This is a genomic window from Pseudomonas sp. A25(2017), assembly GCF_002001065.1.
In the GTDB taxonomy this organism is placed as follows: domain Bacteria; phylum Pseudomonadota; class Gammaproteobacteria; order Pseudomonadales; family Pseudomonadaceae; genus Aquipseudomonas; species Aquipseudomonas kilonensis.
In genome coordinates, this window is the sequence record NZ_MUOA01000068.1 from 63,518 (window position 1) to 80,640 (window position 17,123).

At 61.7% G+C, this 17,123-nt stretch carries 17 protein-coding genes and 1 pseudogene; 15 read left to right on the forward strand and 3 right to left on the reverse strand.

Going from position 1 to position 17,123, the window contains the following annotated elements; all coding sequences use genetic code 11:
- The first annotated feature begins 39 nt into the window (after positions 1-39).
- The 9 genes from argS (at position 40) to B0E42_RS16645 (ending at position 10,779) form a co-directional block, all read left to right on the forward strand.
- Complete coding sequence (gene argS / locus B0E42_RS16605; RefSeq protein ID WP_077506871.1) at positions 40-1,776, forward strand: arginine--tRNA ligase; 1,737 nt, start codon at positions 40-42, stop codon at positions 1,774-1,776.
- A gap of 1 nt (position 1,777) precedes the next feature.
- Positions 1,778-2,473, forward strand: a complete 696-nt coding sequence (locus B0E42_RS16610; RefSeq protein ID WP_018606713.1) for an SPOR domain-containing protein — start codon at positions 1,778-1,780, stop codon at positions 2,471-2,473.
- A 273-nt stretch (positions 2,474-2,746) separates the two neighbouring features.
- Entirely contained in the window at positions 2,747-3,277 is a 531-nt protein-coding gene (hslV, locus tag B0E42_RS16615; RefSeq protein WP_003196958.1) for an ATP-dependent protease subunit HslV, read from the forward strand.
- Between the two features lie 56 nt (positions 3,278-3,333).
- Entirely contained in the window at positions 3,334-4,671 is a 1,338-nt protein-coding gene (gene hslU, locus B0E42_RS16620) for an ATP-dependent protease ATPase subunit HslU (RefSeq protein WP_003196955.1), read from the forward strand.
- A gap of 195 nt (positions 4,672-4,866) precedes the next feature.
- Positions 4,867-5,244, forward strand: a complete 378-nt coding sequence (locus tag B0E42_RS16625) for a gamma-butyrobetaine hydroxylase-like domain-containing protein (RefSeq protein ID WP_018606686.1) — start codon at positions 4,867-4,869, stop codon at positions 5,242-5,244.
- A 278-nt stretch (positions 5,245-5,522) separates the two neighbouring features.
- Entirely contained in the window at positions 5,523-7,202 is a 1,680-nt protein-coding gene (gene phaC / locus B0E42_RS16630) for a class II poly(R)-hydroxyalkanoic acid synthase (RefSeq protein ID WP_018606684.1), read from the forward strand.
- Positions 7,203-7,445: 243 nt separating this feature from the next.
- On the forward strand, positions 7,446-8,303 hold the full coding sequence (phaZ, locus tag B0E42_RS16635) for a poly(3-hydroxyalkanoate) depolymerase (protein ID WP_053177804.1): 858 nt from the start codon (positions 7,446-7,448) through the stop codon (positions 8,301-8,303).
- A 112-nt stretch (positions 8,304-8,415) separates the two neighbouring features.
- Positions 8,416-10,098: a class II poly(R)-hydroxyalkanoic acid synthase gene (gene phaC, locus B0E42_RS16640; protein ID WP_053177802.1), complete on the forward strand. Its 1,683-nt coding sequence runs from the start codon at positions 8,416-8,418 to the stop codon at positions 10,096-10,098.
- Positions 10,099-10,158: 60 nt separating this feature from the next.
- Positions 10,159-10,779, forward strand: coding sequence for a TetR/AcrR family transcriptional regulator (locus B0E42_RS16645; RefSeq protein ID WP_053177799.1), 621 nt, complete (start codon positions 10,159-10,161; stop codon positions 10,777-10,779).
- A gap of 207 nt (positions 10,780-10,986) precedes the next feature.
- Here B0E42_RS16645 and B0E42_RS16650 read toward each other — a convergent pair whose 3' ends face one another.
- The 3 genes from B0E42_RS16650 to B0E42_RS16660 form a co-directional block, all read right to left on the reverse strand.
- Positions 10,987-11,871: a phasin family protein gene (locus B0E42_RS16650; RefSeq protein ID WP_077506872.1), complete on the reverse strand. Its 885-nt coding sequence runs from the start codon at positions 11,869-11,871 to the stop codon at positions 10,987-10,989.
- A 10-nt stretch (positions 11,872-11,881) separates the two neighbouring features.
- Positions 11,882-12,304 (reverse strand): phasin family protein, encoded by a 423-nt coding sequence (locus B0E42_RS16655; protein WP_046064121.1) that lies wholly within the window; start codon positions 12,302-12,304, stop codon positions 11,882-11,884.
- 265 nt (positions 12,305-12,569) lie between these two features.
- Positions 12,570-12,845 carry a polyhydroxyalkanoic acid system family protein gene (locus tag B0E42_RS16660; protein ID WP_018611231.1) on the reverse strand — a complete coding sequence of 92 codons (276 nt, stop codon included), beginning with the start codon at positions 12,843-12,845 and terminating at the stop codon, positions 12,570-12,572.
- Between the two features lie 155 nt (positions 12,846-13,000).
- Between B0E42_RS16660 and ubiE the strand changes: the two genes are divergently transcribed.
- From ubiE to B0E42_RS16690, 6 genes and pseudogenes are all read left to right on the forward strand, one after another.
- On the forward strand, positions 13,001-13,771 hold the full coding sequence (gene ubiE, locus B0E42_RS16665; RefSeq protein WP_003196937.1) for a bifunctional demethylmenaquinone methyltransferase/2-methoxy-6-polyprenyl-1,4-benzoquinol methylase UbiE: 771 nt from the start codon (positions 13,001-13,003) through the stop codon (positions 13,769-13,771).
- Positions 13,771-14,395, forward strand: a pseudogene (locus B0E42_RS16670) (SCP2 domain-containing protein). The gene ubiE and the pseudogene B0E42_RS16670 overlap by 1 nt, the downstream one beginning before the upstream one ends.
- Entirely contained in the window at positions 14,392-15,996 is a 1,605-nt protein-coding gene (gene ubiB, locus B0E42_RS16675; RefSeq protein WP_077506873.1) for a ubiquinone biosynthesis regulatory protein kinase UbiB, read from the forward strand. The pseudogene B0E42_RS16670 and the gene ubiB overlap by 4 nt, the downstream one beginning before the upstream one ends.
- 81 nt (positions 15,997-16,077) lie before the next feature.
- Positions 16,078-16,476, forward strand: a complete 399-nt coding sequence (gene hisI, locus B0E42_RS16680) for a phosphoribosyl-AMP cyclohydrolase (protein WP_077506874.1) — start codon at positions 16,078-16,080, stop codon at positions 16,474-16,476.
- Positions 16,469-16,801, forward strand: coding sequence for a phosphoribosyl-ATP diphosphatase (locus tag B0E42_RS16685; protein WP_003186671.1), 333 nt, complete (start codon positions 16,469-16,471; stop codon positions 16,799-16,801). The genes hisI and B0E42_RS16685 overlap by 8 nt, the downstream gene beginning before the upstream one ends.
- A gap of 24 nt (positions 16,802-16,825) precedes the next feature.
- Positions 16,826-17,113 (forward strand): twin-arginine translocase TatA/TatE family subunit, encoded by a 288-nt coding sequence (locus B0E42_RS16690; RefSeq protein WP_018611224.1) that lies wholly within the window; start codon positions 16,826-16,828, stop codon positions 17,111-17,113.
- Positions 17,114-17,123: the final 10 nt, after the last annotated feature.

The window sequence follows — 17,123 nt, forward strand, 5'->3', positions numbered from 1 at the left end:
ATCGAAGCGCCGCCGCGCCTGCGGTTGAAAGAGAAGACCATGAAAGACACCATTCGCCAGCTCATCCAGCAAGCCATCGCCCAACTCGTCACTGAAGGTGTGCTGCCAGAAGGCCTGTCGCCGGCGATTCAGGTCGAAAACACCCGCGACAAGACCCACGGCGACTTCGCCAGCAATATCGCGATGATGCTCGCCAAGCCGGCTGGCATGAAGCCACGGGACCTGGCGGAGAAAATCATCAATGCGCTGCCGGCCGACGAGAACGTCAGCAAGGCCGACATTGCCGGGCCCGGGTTCATCAATTTCTTCCAGAACACCCAGGCCCTGGCTTCGCGCCTTGACGCGGCCCTGGCTGACGAACGCATTGGCGTGCGCAAGGCCGGCCCGTTGCAGCGCACCGTGGTCGACCTCTCGGCCCCCAACCTGGCCAAGGAAATGCACGTCGGCCACCTGCGCTCGACCATCATCGGCGACGGCGTGGCCCGGGTCCTGGAGTTTCTCGGCGACACCGTGATCCGTCAGAACCACGTGGGCGACTGGGGCACCCAGTTCGGCATGCTGATGGCCTACCTGCAGGAAAACCCAATCACCAGTGACGAGCTGTCGGACCTGGAGAACTTCTACCGCGCCGCCAAGCAACGCTTCGACGAGTCGCCCGAGTTCGCCGACCGTGCCCGGGGCCTGGTGGTCAAGCTGCAGGCCGGCGATGCCGAGTGCCTGGCACTGTGGAGCAAGTTCAAGGACATCTCCCTGTCCCACTGCCAGAAAATCTACGAGTTGCTGAACGTCAAATTGACCATGGCCGACGTGATGGGCGAAAGCGCCTACAACGACGACCTGATCAACGTGGTCAACGACCTCAAGGCCAAGGGCATGCTGGTGGAAAGCAACGGCGCCCAGTGCGTGTTCCTCGACCAGTTCAAGACCGCCGATGGCGAGCCGCTGCCGGTGATCATCGTCAAGGCCGACGGTGGCTACCTCTACGCCACCACCGACCTGGCAGCTGTGCGCTACCGCAACGGCGTGCTCAAGGCCGATCGGGTGCTGTACTTCGTCGACCAGCGCCAGGCCCTGCACTTCCAGCAAGTGTTCGAAGTCGCACGCCTGGCCGGTTTCGTGACCCATCCAATGGAGATGGAGCACATGGGCTTCGGCACCATGAACGGCGCCGACGGCCGCCCGTTCAAGACCCGCGATGGCGGCACGGTGAAGCTGATCGACCTGCTGACCGAAGCCCAGGACCGCGCCTACACCCTGGTCAAGGGCAAGAACCCCGAGCTGGCCGAAGACGAACTGCGCAAGATCGCCAAGGTCGTGGGCATCGACGCGGTGAAATACGCCGACCTGTCCAAGCACCGCACCAGCGACTACAGCTTCAACTTCGACCTGATGCTCAATTTCGAAGGCAACACCGCGCCGTACCTGCTGTACGCCTACACCCGCGTGGCGGGGGTGTTCCGCAAGCTCGGCAAAAGCTTCAATGAAGTGGACGGCCAGATTGTGCTCGAGGCCCCTCATGAACAGGAGCTGGCGGCGAAGCTGGCGCAGTTCGGTGAAGTGTTGAATAACGTCGCCGACAAGGGCACGCCGCACACCCTGTGCGCCTACCTGTACGATGTCGCCGGCCTGTTCTCCAGCTTCTACGAGAACTGCCCGATCCTCAACGCGCAAACCCCAGAGCAAATGCAGAGCCGCCTGCGCCTCGCCGCGCTGACCGGGCGTACGCTCAAGCAAGGCCTGGAACTGCTGGGCCTGGAAACCCTGGAGCGCATGTAAGTTGGCCGCCAAGAAAAAACCTGCACCCAAGCGCGGCGCCAGTCGTTACCAGCCCCCGGCCAAACAGCCGATTCCGGGCTGGTTGTGGATGGCCATCGGCCTGACCGTCGGCGCGTTCATTGTGTTTCTGATGAAGCTGGATCCGGGCCAGGGCGATGACGTCAAGCGCGTCCGGCAAGAGCAGCAGAAAGCCACGCGCATCGCCGAGGCCAACAAGACCCCGCCAAGCCCGACGCAACCGGTGAAGCCGAAGTACGACTTCTACACCTTGCTGCCGGAATCGGAAGTCATCGTGCCGCCCGAGGCCGTGCCGGAGAAAACCCTGCCGACGCCGCAAGTGCCCACCACGCCGGTGACCCCAGCCGAAGCGGCGAAGATCGACACCGCTCGCGCCCAGGCGGCCCTGGCCGGCATCACGCCGCCACCGGCCCCTCCGGTGCAGAAAGCCGCGCCGGTGACGAAGTTCTTCCTGCAGGCCGGTTCGTTCCGCAAGGAAGCCGACGCCGACAAGGTCCGGGCACAGATCATTCTGCTAGGCCAGTCCGTGTCAGTGGAGTCCGGCACCGTGAAGGACGAAACCTGGTACCGGGTACTGGTCGGGCCGTTCAGCAACCGCGAGGAACTGACCAAGGCCCAGAAGCAACTGGCTGGCAGCGGTTTCAGCAATCTGTTGTTACAACAACGCCAAAGCCGCTGATTCTAACGAAGGCATCTGTGGCTGCGGGGCTTTCGTGGCGAGGGAGCTTGCTCCCGCTGGGCCTGTAGGAGCTGTCGAGCGGAGCGAGGCTGCGATCTTTTGATCTTGATCTTTCGCTTGAGACTCAATGGTCTGGGGAAAGATCGCAGCCTCGTTGCACTCGACAGCTCCTACGTGACTCGCACCACTCGTCCCCCGCAGTTGAAAAAAACCACGCCACCCCCATATGAGTTCCATCCGGGCATTTTCGCCCCGCTGCGTGGAGACTCTCCCTTGACCACCATCGTTTCAGTCCGCCGTCATGGCAAAGTCGTCATGGGCGGCGACGGCCAGGTTTCACTGGGCAACACCGTGATGAAAGGCAACGCGAAGAAAGTCCGCCGCTTGTATCACGGCGAAGTCATCGCCGGTTTCGCCGGGGCCACTGCCGACGCCTTCACCTTGTTCGAACGTTTCGAAGGCCAGCTTGAGAAACACCAGGGCCACCTGGTCCGTGCCGCCGTGGAACTGGCCAAGGAATGGCGCACCGACCGCTCCCTGAGCCGCCTCGAAGCCATGCTCGCGGTCGCCAACAAGGACGCCTCCCTGATCATCACTGGCAACGGCGACGTCGTTGAGCCCGAAGACGGCCTGATCGCCATGGGTTCCGGCGGAGCCTATGCCCAGGCTGCGGCCAGCGCCCTGCTGAAAAAAACCGACCTGTCGGCCCGTGAGATCGTCGAGACTGCCTTGGGCATTGCCGGCGACATCTGTGTATTCACCAACCACACCCAGACCATTGAGGAGCAGGACCTCGCGGAATAAGCCTGTCCAGGCGACCCACGCCACGGCCCATTCCTGCTTGAGGACCACCCATTATTATGTCCATGACTCCCCGCGAAATCGTCCACGAACTCAACCGCCATATCATCGGCCAGGACGATGCCAAGCGCGCCGTCGCCATCGCCCTGCGTAACCGCTGGCGCCGGATGCAACTGCCCGAAGAACTGCGCGTCGAAGTGACCCCCAAGAACATCCTGATGATCGGCCCGACCGGTGTCGGTAAAACCGAAATCGCCCGGCGCCTGGCCAAACTCGCCAACGCGCCGTTCATCAAGGTCGAAGCCACCAAGTTCACCGAAGTCGGCTATGTCGGTCGCGACGTCGAGTCGATCATCCGTGACCTGGCCGATGCCGCCATCAAGCTGCTGCGCGAACAGGAAATCACCAAGGTCCGCCACCGCGCCGAAGACGCCGCCGAAGAGCGCATCCTTGACGCCCTGCTGCCACCGGCGCGCATGGGCTTCAACGCCGACGCCGCCGCGACCCAGGACTCCAACACCCGCCAGCTGTTCCGCAAGCGCCTGCGCGAAGGCCAGCTGGACGACAAGGAAATCGAGATCGAAGTGGCCGAAATGGCCGGCGTCGATATTTCCGCGCCGCCCGGCATGGAAGAGATGACCAACCAGTTGCAGAGCCTGTTCGCCAACATGGGCAAGGGCAAGAAGAAAAACCGCAAGCTCAAGGTCAAGGAAGCGCTGAAGCTGGTGCGCGATGAGGAAGCCGGTCGCCTGGTCAACGAAGAAGAGTTGAAGGCCAAGGCGCTGGAGGCGGTCGAGCAGCATGGCATCGTGTTCATCGACGAAATCGACAAGGTCGCCAAGCGCGGCAATGTCGGCGGTGCCGATGTGTCCCGCGAAGGTGTACAACGCGACCTGCTGCCGCTGATCGAAGGCTGCACGGTCAACACCAAGCTGGGCATGGTCAAGACCGACCACATCCTGTTCATCGCCTCCGGTGCGTTCCACCTGAGCAAGCCGAGCGACCTGGTGCCGGAGCTGCAGGGTCGCCTGCCGATCCGTGTCGAACTCAAGGCGCTGACGCCCGAAGACTTCGAACGCATCCTCAGCGAGCCCCACGCGTCCCTGACCGAACAGTATTGCGCGCTGCTCAAGACCGAAGGCCTGAACATCGAGTTCACGCCAGAAGGCATCAAGCGCCTGGCCCAGATCGCCTGGCAGGTCAACGAGAAGACCGAGAACATCGGTGCCCGTCGCCTGCACACGCTGCTCGAACGCTTGCTCGAGGAAGTCTCGTTCAGCGCCGGCGACCTGGCGAGCGCCCACAACGAAGCGCCGATCCTCATCGACGCCGAGTACGTCAACAGCCACCTGGGTGAGCTGGCGCAGAACGAAGATCTGTCGCGGTATATCCTGTAAATCACTGACAGGTTTCCCGGGACCTGTGGGAGCGAGCTGTGTGGGAGCAAGGCTTGCTCGCGATCCAGGCGCTGCGGTCCTCAAGAGACCGCGGCGTTTTCATCGCGGGCAAGCCTTGCTCCCACACAGCTCGCTCCCACATGGACCGTGTCGTTTTTGCAGATCAAGGCATCCTTCAGAGACGGATCACAGGCCATGACCAAACTCCCCACCGCCATCAACCTGCACAAAGCCTCCAGGACCCTGACGCTCAAATACGCGCCGGACGAGGAGTATCACCTGCCCGCCGAATTCCTGCGGGTGCACTCGCCTTCCGCCGAGGTCCAGGGCCACGGCAAACCCATCCTGCAATACGGCAAGCTCAACGTTGCCCTGACCAAGGTCGAACCGGCCGGCCAATACGCACTGAAACTGACCTTCGACGACGGCCACGACAGCGGACTGTTCACGTGGGACTATCTCTATCAGTTGGCGGTGCGTCAGGAAGACTTGTGGAACGATTATCTTGGCGAACTCAAGGCTGCCGGGAAAACCCGCGATCCGAACGAGTCCGTCGTCAAGCTGATGCTCTAACTCAAGGGCTGGCGCTTTAGGGCGAATTTTCTAGACTCATCTGCTTGAATGCCCGCGCGGCAACGTCAATGACTGGCCTGCTTGCGAAAAAAATTAAACTCGGGTAACCAATGGAGCTGGCAAGTTACCTGCAAAGGAACCGGCGAGTTCCTGGCATACGTTTCCTCATTGGACCTCGATGCGGAATTAATGGTCACCCGAGCAGCGTACCTGGTATCGGCTGTGTGTCTTCATGGCACGATCCGGGTACTCGTCTGAAGGACAATGGAGCGTCGTAGATGAGCAACAAGAACAACGATGACCTGAAGTATCAAGCCTCGGAAAATACCCTGGGGTTGAATCCCGTCGTCGGCTTGCGCAGAAAAGATCTGCTGGCCTCTGCCCGCATGGTGCTGACCCAGGCCATCAAACAACCGCTGCACAGCGTCAAGCACGTCGCCCATTTCGGCGTCGAACTCAAGAATGTCCTGTTCGGCAAATCCGAACTGCAACCGGCCGGCGACGACCGTCGCTTCGCTGACCCGGCGTGGAGCCAGAACCCGCTCTACAAGCGCTACCTGCAAACCTACCTGGCGTGGCGCAAGGAGCTGCACGCCTGGATCGACGACAGCAACCTCTCGCCCGCGGACATCAGCCGCGGGCATTTCGTGATCAACCTGATGACCGAAGCCATGGCCCCGACCAACTCGGCGGCCAACCCGGCGGCGGTCAAGCGCTTCTTCGAAACCGGCGGCAAGAGCCTGCTGGACGGCCTGTCCCACCTGGCCAAGGACCTGGTGCACAACGGCGGGATGCCGAGCCAGGTCAACATGGGCGCGTTCGAGGTCGGCAAGAGCCTGGGCGTGACCGAAGGCGCCGTGGTGTTTCGCAACGACGTGCTGGAGCTGATCCACTACCGGCCCATCACCGAGCAGGTCCACGAGCGACCGCTGCTGGTGGTGCCGCCACAGATCAACAAGTTCTACGTATTCGACCTGAGCCCGGACAAGAGCCTGGCGCGCTTCTGCCTGCGCAGCAACGTGCAGACCTTCGTCATCAGTTGGCGCAACCCCACCAAGGAGCAGCGCGAGTGGGGCCTGTCGACTTACATCGAGGCGCTCAAGGAAGCGGTGGACGTGGTCACGGCCATCACCGGCAGCAAGGACATAAACATGCTCGGCGCCTGCTCGGGCGGCATCACCTGCACCGCGCTGCTGGGCCATTACGCCGCCCTCGGCGAGAAAAAGGTCAATGCGCTGACCCTGCTGGTGAGTGTGCTCGACACCACCCTGGACACCGACGTGGCACTGTTCGTCGACGAACAGACCCTTGAGGCGGCCAAGCGTCACTCCTACCAGGCCGGTGTACTCGAAGGCCGCGACATGGCCAAGGTGTTCGCCTGGATGCGCCCCAACGACCTGATCTGGAACTACTGGGTCAACAACTACCTGTTGGGCAACGAGCCGCCCGTGTTCGACATCCTGTTCTGGAACAACGATACCACGCGGCTGCCGGCGGCGTTCCACGGCGACCTCATCGAAATGTTCAAGAACAATCCACTGATCCGTCCCAATGCACTGGAAGTGTGCGGCACGCCCATCGACCTCAAGCAGGTCACCGCCGACATCTACTCCCTGGCTGGCACCAACGACCACATCACGCCGTGGAAGTCCTGCTACAAATCGGCGCAGTTGTTTGGCGGCAAGGTGGAGTTCGTGCTGTCGAGCAGTGGCCATATCCAGAGCATCCTCAACCCGCCAGGCAACCCCAAGTCGCGCTACATGACCAGCGAGGACATGCCGACCAAGGCCGAGGACTGGCAGGAAAACTCCACCAAGCACACCGATTCCTGGTGGCTGCACTGGCAGGCCTGGCAGGCCGAGCGCTCGGGCAAACTGAAGAAAGCCCCGACCGTGCTGGGTAACAAGGCCTACCCGGCCGGTGAAGCGGCACCCGGCACCTATGTGCATGAGCGGTAATGGATGCAACTCGTCTGCTGCGGGAGTGGGCTTGCTCACGAATGCACTTCGACAGCCGACATTACTGGTGAATACAAGGCCGTCTTCGCGAGCAAGCCCGCTCCCACATTTGATCGGTTGCGAACCTGAAACTCATGTTCACAGCAGAACCCAACGTGGGAGCGGGCTTGCTCGCGAAGGCCGCGACTCGGTCTGACAGACCGAACACAGGTAAACCGAGACATGACCCACAGGGCTTGAAGCATGCCGCAACCGTACATCTTCCGTACCGTCGATCTGGATGGCCAGACCTTGCGCACCGCGGTACGTCCCGGCAAGCCTCACTTGACGCCCCTGCTGATTTTCAACGGCATCGGCGCCAACCTCGAGCTGGTGTTCCCGTTCATCCAGGCCTTGGACCCGGACCTGGAAGTCATCGCCTTTGACGTACCCGGTGTCGGCGGTTCATCGACGCCCAACCGGCCGTATCGCTTTCCTGGCCTGGCCAAACTCACCGCGCGGATGCTCGATTACCTCGACTACGGGCAGGTCAACGTGATCGGCGTGTCCTGGGGGGGCGCCCTGGCCCAGCAGTTCGCCTATGACTACCCCGAGCGCTGCAAGAAGCTGGTCCTGGCGGCCACGGCGGCCGGGGCGGTGATGATACCGGGCAAACCGAAGGTACTGTGGATGATGGCCAGCCCCCGGCGCTACGTTCAACCGTCCCATGTGATGCGTATCGCCCCACTGATCTACGGCGGTTCGTTCCGTCGCGACCCGAGCCTGGCGGCCAGCCATGCGGCCAAGGTTCGTTCGGCGGGCAAGCTCGGTTATTACTGGCAACTGTTCGCCGGCCTGGGCTGGACCAGCATCCACTGGCTGCACAAGATCCACCAGCCGACCCTGGTGCTGGCCGGCGACGACGATCCGCTGATCCCGCTGATCAACATGCGCATGCTGGCCTGGCGCATTCCCAACGCTCAATTGCACATCATCGATGATGGCCACCTGTTCCTGATCACCCGGGCCGAGGCGGTGGCGCCGATCATCATGAAATTCCTCGAGGAAGAACGTCAGCGTGCCGTGATGCATCCGCATCCCTCGCCGCTGGGCGGCGGCTAAAACCGCCCATTAGCGCCTGGCAGGACGCCGGACCGCGCAGCGACCCGAAACAGCGACTATGTTGTCTGGTTCGGTGTGTTTGTTTTTAGCCTGATGACGAAGGAGTTGACTCATGCGCGACAAACCGGCGAAGGGTTCCATACCCGCCCCTGCCAACTTCATCAACGCACAAAGTGCGGTCACCGGCCTGCGTGGCAGGGACTTGCTGTCGACCTTGCGCAGCGTCGCCGCACACGGCTTGCGCAACCCGGTGCACAGTGCCCGGCACGCGTTGAAACTGGGCGGCCAACTGGGCCGCGTGCTGCTGGGCGAGACCCTGCACCCCACCAACCCCAACGACCCGCGTTTTGCCGATCCCACCTGGCAGCTCAATCCGTTCTACCGCCGCAGCCTGCAGGCTTACCTGAGCTGGCAGAAGCAGGTCACGAGCTGGATCGACGAAAGCACCATGAGCCAGGATGACCGCGCCCGCGCCCACTTCGCCTTCGCCCTGCTCAACGACGCCGTATCGCCGTCCAATACCTTGCTCAACCCACTGGCGGTCAAGGAACTGTTCAACTCCGGCGGTACCAGCCTGGTCCGAGGCCTCAGCCACCTGGTGGATGACCTGCTGCACAACGACGGGTTGCCGCGACAAGTCACGCCCCATGCCTTTGAAGTCGGCAAGACCCTGGCGACCACCCCTGGCGCGGTGGTGTTTCGCAACGAATTGCTCGAGCTGATCCAGTACCGGTCCATGAGCGAAAAGCAATACGCCAAACCGTTGCTGATCGTGCCGCCGCAGATCAACAAGTTCTACATTTTCGACCTGAGTCCTTCCAACAGCTTCGTCCAGTACGCCCTGAAAAACGGTTTGCAGGTCTTCATCATCAGTTGGCGCAACCCTGACGTACGCCACCGCGAATGGGGCCTGTCCAGCTACGTCGAGGCCGTGGAAGAGGCCATGAACGTCTGCCGGGCGATCACCGGTGCCCGCGAGGTCAACCTGATGGGCGCCTGCGCCGGGGGCCTGACCATCGCGGCCCTGCAAGGCCACCTGCAAGCCAAGCGCCAGTTACGCCGGGTCGCCAGTGCCACCTACCTGGTGAGCCTGCTGGACAGCCAGATCGACAGCCAGGCCACGTTGTTCATCGACGAGCAGACTCTCGAAGCCGCCAAGCGCCGTTCCTACCAGAAAGGCATCCTCGATGGCCGCGACCTGGCCCGGGTGTTTGCCTGGATGCGCCCCAACGATCTGATCTGGACCTACTTCATCAACAACTACCTGCTGGGCAAGGAGCCACCGGCCTTCGACATCCTCTATTGGAACAACGACTGCACCCGGCTGCCGGCGGCTTACCACGGCGACCTGCTGGACTTCTTCAAGCACAACCCACTGACCCATCCCGGCGGCCTGGAAGTGTGCGGCACGCCCATCGACCTGCAGAAAGTGACGGTGGACAGCTTCAGTGTGGGCGGCATCAATGACCACATCACGCCGTGGGACGCGGTGTATCGCTCGACCCTGTTGCTCGGTGGCGAAAAACGCTTCGTGCTTTCCAACAGCGGCCATGTCCAGAGCATCCTCAACCCGCCGGGCAACCCCAAGGCCAACTTCATCGAAAGCGCAAAATTGAGCAGCGACCCACGGGCCTGGTACTACGACGCCAAGCACGTCGAAGGCAGTTGGTGGACCCCATGGCTGGGCTGGATCCAGGAACGCTCCGGTGCCCAGCACGAAACCCAGATGACCTTGGGCAATGCGAACTACCCGCCTCTGGACGCCGCTCCCGGCACCTATGTTCGCGTGCGCTGAAGGCCTTACCCCACGGCCAGGCGATTGGCCGTGGCATGACTTGATCATTAAGAAGACCGGATGAAAACCCGCGACCGCATCCTTGAATGTGCCCTGCAATTGTTCAACGAAAAGGGCGAACCGAACGTCTCCACCCTGGAAGTTGCCAACGAAATGGGCATCAGCCCGGGCAACCTCTACTACCACTTCCATGGCAAGGAACCGCTGATCCTCGGGCTGTTCGAGCGATTCCAGGGCGAACTGGCGCCGCTGCTGGACCCTCCGGCGGACGTGCAGTTGGCGCCGGAAGACTACTGGCTGTTCCTGCACTTGATCGTCGAGCGCCTGGCCCAGTACCGGTTTCTGTTCCAGGACCTGTCGAACCTGGCCGGACGCCTGCCGAAGCTGGCCAAGGGTATCCGCCAATTGCTCAATGCCCTGAAGCGCACCCTCGCCTCACTGCTGGCGCAACTCAAGGCCCAGGGATTGCTGGTCAGCGATACCCAGGCCCTGGGGCAGTTGGTGGAGCAGATCACCATGACCTTGCTGTTCTCCCTGGACTACCAGCGGATCCTGGACCGCGAGGGCGAGGTGCGACTGGTGGTCTACCAGATCATGATGCTGGTGGCCCCGCACCTGCCGCCTGCGGCCAAGGTGGCGACGGAGCAACTGGCGTTGCGTTACCTGGAAGAACACGAGTAACCGCCGGCAGTGGCAGATCCATTGTGGGAGCGAGCTTTGTGGGAGCAAAGCTTGCTCGCGATCCAGGCGCTGAGGTCCTCAAGAGACCGCGGCGTTTTCATCGCGGGCAAGCCTTGCTCCCACAAAGCTCGCTCCCACAGGTTGACCTGCATACAAACAAAAACGCCCGACCTTCACAGGCCGGGCGTTTTTGCATGTCCCGTAGAATCAGGACTGGGTGGTAGGCGTCGTTGGAGCCGGCGCTGGAGTTGGCATGGCGCCCGGGGTCGGAGCGGCGGCGGAGTTCGCCGGGCTCGTCGGGGTTGCCGGTTTGGCGGCGGCGGTCGGCGCCTTCGGTGCCGCGGCTTTCGGCGCGGCCGGTTTTTTCACGGCCGGTTTTTTCGCCGCAGCAGGTTTGGCCGCCGCTTTTGCCGCAGGCTTGGCGGCGGGTTTCGCTGCCGGTTTGGCCGCTGCCGTTTTAGCCGCGGGTTTGGCCGCAGGCTTGGCTGCCGCTTTGGCCGCTACCGGTTTGGCCGCCGCCTTGGCAGCAGGCTTGGCTGCAGCAGTTTTAGCCGCGGGCTTGGCCGCTGCTTTCGCCGCAGGCTTGGCCGCGGGTTTTGCCGCAGCCTTGACCAGTGGCTTGGCCGCCGTTTTAGCAGCCGGCTTGGCCGCCGCAGTCTTGGCTGCCGCCGGTGCGACTTTAGCGCCGGTGAGTTTTTCGATCTGCTTGGTCAGGGTGTCGACCTTGCTGTGCAGTGCCTTGACTTCATTACGGCTCGGCACCCCCAGACGCGAGATCGCACTGTTCAGGCGCTTGTCGAAAGCCCCTTCCAGTTCGTCCCATTTGCCCAGTGCACGATCCTTCACGCCGCCGATTCGCGACTTGGCGGACTCGGCAGAGTCCTTGGCTGCATCGACTTGTTTGCCGACTGCCGTCTTGGTGAGTTTTTCGGCCTTTTCGCCGTCCTTAACCAGGGACTCGAAGAGCTTGCTGCCGTCAGTGTCGATCTTCGAGTACACGCCTAAACCAGCAAGCCAGATTTTGCGGGAATACTTTTCAATCTTCCCGGCCCACGAGCTGCCCTCTTTTTCTGTGATTTTTTTGCCAGCCATCCCGTTCTCCTTAATGTTTACGCGCGACACGTTCGAGCAATGCTGTCAGCTCATCGAGCTTAGCAGAGAGTGTCTCAACGTCATGTTTAGACGGAATGCCGATACGATTCAAGGCACTTGCAACACGGGCATCGAATACCTTCTCGACTTTATCGAGTTGTACTTCAACCCGGGCCTTGAAAGTATTGACCTCGCTCTTGGCTTCAATCAATTCACTGTTGGCCGCTTCAAGTTTTCCGGCAATTTTCTTTTTGCCTTTGGTTTCAATAACTTCGCCAGCCTTTACCAACTCCTGAAAGTACTCGCTGCCTTCCTGGCCGACCTTCGTGTAGGCGCCCAGGCCCGCCAGCCAGATCTTGCGCGCGTACGTTTTCACGTCGCTGAGCGTGGAAGATTCAACGTCGGTTTTTTTCTTCAAAATAACTTTGGCCATGGTGCACCTCACTCGAAAAAAGGTTTGAGGAACTGCCCGCACACGGTCGGGCTCAGGCACAAAGTAGTGACAATAATTAGAAAGGGCACCCTAACAACTGACACAAACTGGACGGTGAGTGGCCTCATGTGGGAGCGGGCCTGCTCGCGAATGCGGTGTGTCATTCACTATTGATGTTGACTGATCCACCGCTTTCGCGAGCAAGCCCGCTCCCACAGAGTTTGGTGGTGAACTTTGATTCTGTGTTCACCCCCCTTTCGGTCGATCAGGCCAACGCCTTATCCAGTGCTTTTTCGATTTCGCTCTTGATCGTGCCGCTCATGGCCGACATCAACATGCCCAGCTCCACGTCGACGCGGATCGAGTCCTCGCCCACATGCACTTCGCCCTTGACCCCGGAACGCTTGAGTTTCAGGGTGTCGCCCACCCACTGCGGCTCCAGGCCATAGCTGTCGGACAACTTCTGCGCCAGCTTGTCGGCTTTCTCTCGCGCCGCTTCCTTGCCCAGGCCATGGGCACGCTCAACAGTTATACGGGCCATCGGGTGACTCCTGTTTTATCGGGACTTGCCTGAACGTTTCAAACCCTGGCTGCGTCAAAACGTCCCGGCGGTAGCCCATCTTACCTTCAGCCTTGCCAAGACAAAGCCCTCTACCGGGATTAGAATGTCCCGCATTCTTTTTTGGTGACCGCGATATGACTGATCAGCGCAAAGGCAGCGATGCCGAACCCACCACTCACTTCGGCTTCAAGAACGTGCCGGAAAGCCAGAAAGCGGAAAAAGTCGCTGAGGTTTTCCACTCCGTAGCCGCCAAGTATGACTTGATGAACGACCTGCTCTCGGGCGGCATGCACCGCCTGTGGAAGCGTTTCGCGATCGAGCTGTCGGGCGTGCGCAGCGGCAATCGCGTGCTGGACATCGCCGGTGGCACGGGTGACCTGACGAAGAAGTTTTCCCACATTGTCGGGCCGACCGGCCAGGTGGTCCTGGCCGACATCAACGAATCCATGCTCAAGGTCGGTCGCGACCGCCTGCTGGACCTGGGTGTGGCCGGCAATGTCGAGTTCGTCCAGGCCGACGCTGAAAAGCTGCCGTTCCCCGACAACCATTTCGACTGCGTGACCATCGCCTTCGGCCTGCGCAACGTCACCCACAAGGAAGATGCCCTGCGTTCGATGCTGCGCGTGCTCAAGCCCGGTGGCCGCCTGCTGGTGCTGGAGTTCTCCAAGCCGACCAACGCGCTGATGTCCAAGGCCTATGACGCCTACTCGTTCGCCTTCATGCCGCTGATGGGCAAGCTGATCACCAATGACTCGGAAAGCTATCGCTACCTGGCCGAATCGATCCGCATGCACCCGAACCAGGAAACCCTGAAGTCGATGATGGTCGAGGCCGGTTTCGACCGCGTGACCTACCACAACATGACCGCAGGCATCGTCGCCCTGCATCGCGGCATCAAACCCTGATGCTGCTCACCGGCCTGCTCGCCAGCGTCGAACTGGGCCTCAACCGGGTGCTGCGCCTGGACAGCACGGCGCTCGCGCGCCTGGCGCGCTTGAGCGGCAGCGTGATCGCCGTCGACTGCCGCAGCCCGGCGTTGCGGTTGTTCATCCTGCCCAGCGACGAAGGCCTGCTGCTCGCCGCGCACTGGGAGGCCGAAGCGGATTGCACGCTGCGCGCCCCGGCGTCGAGCCTGCTGAACCTGGCCCTGGGCAAGGACAAGACCGCGGTGCTGCACAGCCCCGACGTGGAGCTCGACGGCGACAGCGGCGTACTGCTGGAGCTGGCGGCGATTCTCCAGGACCTGGAGCTGGACTGGGAATACGAAGTGTCCCGCTGGATCGGTCCGGTGGCGACCCAATTGCTCAGCGGCCATTTGCGTAGCCGCAGCCGCTGGTATCGCCAGGGCTTCGCCAGCCTGGGACAGAATCTGAGTGAATACCTGGCCGAAGAATCGCGTACCCTCGTAGGCCAACGCGAAGCACAAGCCCGTTTTAATGAACTGGACCAGATCAAACTTGACCTGGAACGTCTCGAGGCGCGTTTCGAGCGCCTTTCCCGATCCCTTGAAACCAAGCGATAACGCATGAAGCTGCTTGCCGTCCGCCGTTTGTTGCGCATCCAGCGCGTCGTGATCCGCTACCGCCTCGATGACCTGCTGTTCGCCCTGCCGTTGCCCTGGTTTCTCCTGGCCCTGCGCTTCGTGCTGCCGTGGCGCTGGCTTCCCCGGCGAACGCTGGACCTGAGTCGCGGTGCGCGCTTGCGCCTGGCGTTGCAGGACCTGGGGCCGATCTTCATCAAGTTCGGGCAGATCCTTTCGACCCGGCGCGACCTGTTGCCCGAAGACATCGCCGATGAACTGATGCGCCTGCAAGACCGCGTGCCGCCGTTCGATTCCAAGGTGTCGGTGGCGCTGATCGAGGAACAACTGGGCAAGAAGATCAGCGAAGTCTTCAGCCGCTTCGACGTCGAGCCCCTGGCCTCGGCCTCCGTGGCCCAGGTTCACGCCGCCCAGCTGAAGAGCGGCGAAGAAGTGGTGGTCAAGGTCATTCGCCCGGGCCTCAAGCCGATCATCGCCCAGGATCTGGCGTGGCTGTTCATCCTCGCTCGCGCCGCCGAACGGTTGTCGGCCGATGCCCGCCTGCTGCACCCGGTGGACGTGGTCCAGGACTACGAAAAAACCATCTACGACGAACTCGACCTGCTGCGCGAGGCGGCCAACGCCAGCCAACTGCGTCGCAACTTCGAAGGCTCGCCGCTGCTCTATGTGCCGCAAGTCTATTGGGACTGGTGCCGGCCGAAAGTGCTGGTGATGGAGCGCATCTACGGCATCCAGGTCACCGACCTGGCGACCCTGGCCGACCAGCGCACCGACATGAAGATGCTCGCCGAACGCGGCGTGGAAATCTTCTTCACCCAGGTGTTTCGCGACAGCTTCTTCCACGCCGACATGCACCCGGGCAACATCTTCGTCAGCACGGTGCAGCCGTGGAGCCCGCAATACATTGCCATCGACTGCGGCATCGTCGGCAGCCTGACCCCCGAAGACCAGGACTATCTGGCGCGCAACCTGTTCGCCTTCTTCAAGCGTGACTACCGTCGCGTCGCCCAACTGCACATCGATTCGGGCTGGGTGCCGGCCGAGACCAAGCTCAACGAATTCGAAGCGGCAATCCGTACCGTGTGCGAACCGATTTTCGAAAAACCGTTAAAAGATATTTCCTTCGGCCAGGTGCTGATGCGCCTGTTCCAGACCGCGCGACGCTTCAACATGGAAGTCCAGCCACAGTTGGTGCTGTTGCAGAAAACCCTGTTGAACATCGAAGGTCTCGGCCGCCAGTTGTACCCGGACCTCGACCTGTGGAACACCGCCCAACCGTTCCTCGAACGCTGGATGCGCGAGCGCGTCAGCCCCAAAACCTTGCTGGGCAACGTGCAAAGCCAGTTCGAGCAGCTCCCGCACCTGGCCAACATGACCCGCGACCTGCTCGAACGCATGTCCCAACCCCACGCACACGACCCGACGCCGCCGTGGCACCGACGCAAGGATGACTGGTTTCTGCGGCTGCTTGGCGCGGCTCACCTGGGAGGTGGCGCAATGCTGGCGGCTGGTGGACCGTTGAGCGAATTGGGCCATTGGCCCGCCGCAATCATGGTGATCGTTGGTTTGTATCTGGTCGTTCGCCGATAGCCAGCACCGGTTCGCGCTGGCACACTGTTTCAACGCTGGGCCCGCCGACGTCAGGTGCGCGGCCCATGGTCGGAGTCAAAGATGAAAAACTGGCAGGACGAGATCAAATGGGACGCTGACGGCCTGGTGCCGGCCATCGCCCAGGACCACAAGACCGGGCGCGTATTGATGATGGCCTGGATGAACCGCGAAGCGCTGGCCTTGACCTCCGCCGAGAACCGCGCCATCTATTGGTCACGTTCCCGTGGCAAGCTGTGGCGCAAAGGTGAAGAGTCCGGGCACGTGCAGCACCTGCATGAGATGCGCCTGGACTGCGACGGCGACGTCATCATCCTGATGGTCGAGCAAGTCGGTGAGATTGCCTGCCACACCGGCCGTCAAAGCTGCTTCTATCGCGTCTTCGAGAACGGCGACTGGAAAACCGTCGACCCGGTGCTCAAGGACCCGCACGCCATTTATTCAGGACATACCCATGAGTGACACCCTGACCCGCCTGGCCCAGGTGCTGGAAGAGCGCAAGGGCGCCGCGGCCGACAGTTCCTATGTCGCCAGCCTGTACCACAAGGGCTTGAACAAGATTCTGGAGAAAGTCGGCGAAGAGTCGGTCGAGACCATCATCGCCGCCAAGGACGCCGCCATCAGTGGCGATTGCAGCGACGTGATCTACGAGACCGCCGACCTGTGGTTCCACAGCCTGGTCATGCTGGCCCAACTGGGGCAGCATCCGCAGGCCGTACTGGATGAACTGGACCGTCGCTTCGGTCTGTCCGGGCACGTCGAGAAAGCCTCGCGCCCGTCCGCCTGATCAACTTTTGAGAGGAATAGCCACATGGGTATTTTTGACTGGAAACACTGGGTCGTCATCCTGGTCGTCGTGGTGCTGGTGTTCGGTACCAAGAAACTGAAAAACCTCGGCACCGATGTCGGCGAGTCGATCAAGGGTTTTCGCAAGGCCATGAACGATGATGAGAAACCGGCCGATCCGACGACAGGCCAGGCTCAGGCCGCACAACCGACCCAACCGGTACACCCACAGGCCACCCAGCCGGTGAATGCGCCGAATACCATCGACGTGCAGGCCCAGAAGGTCGAAGAGCCCATCCGCAAAGACTCGTGAGCACTGACTA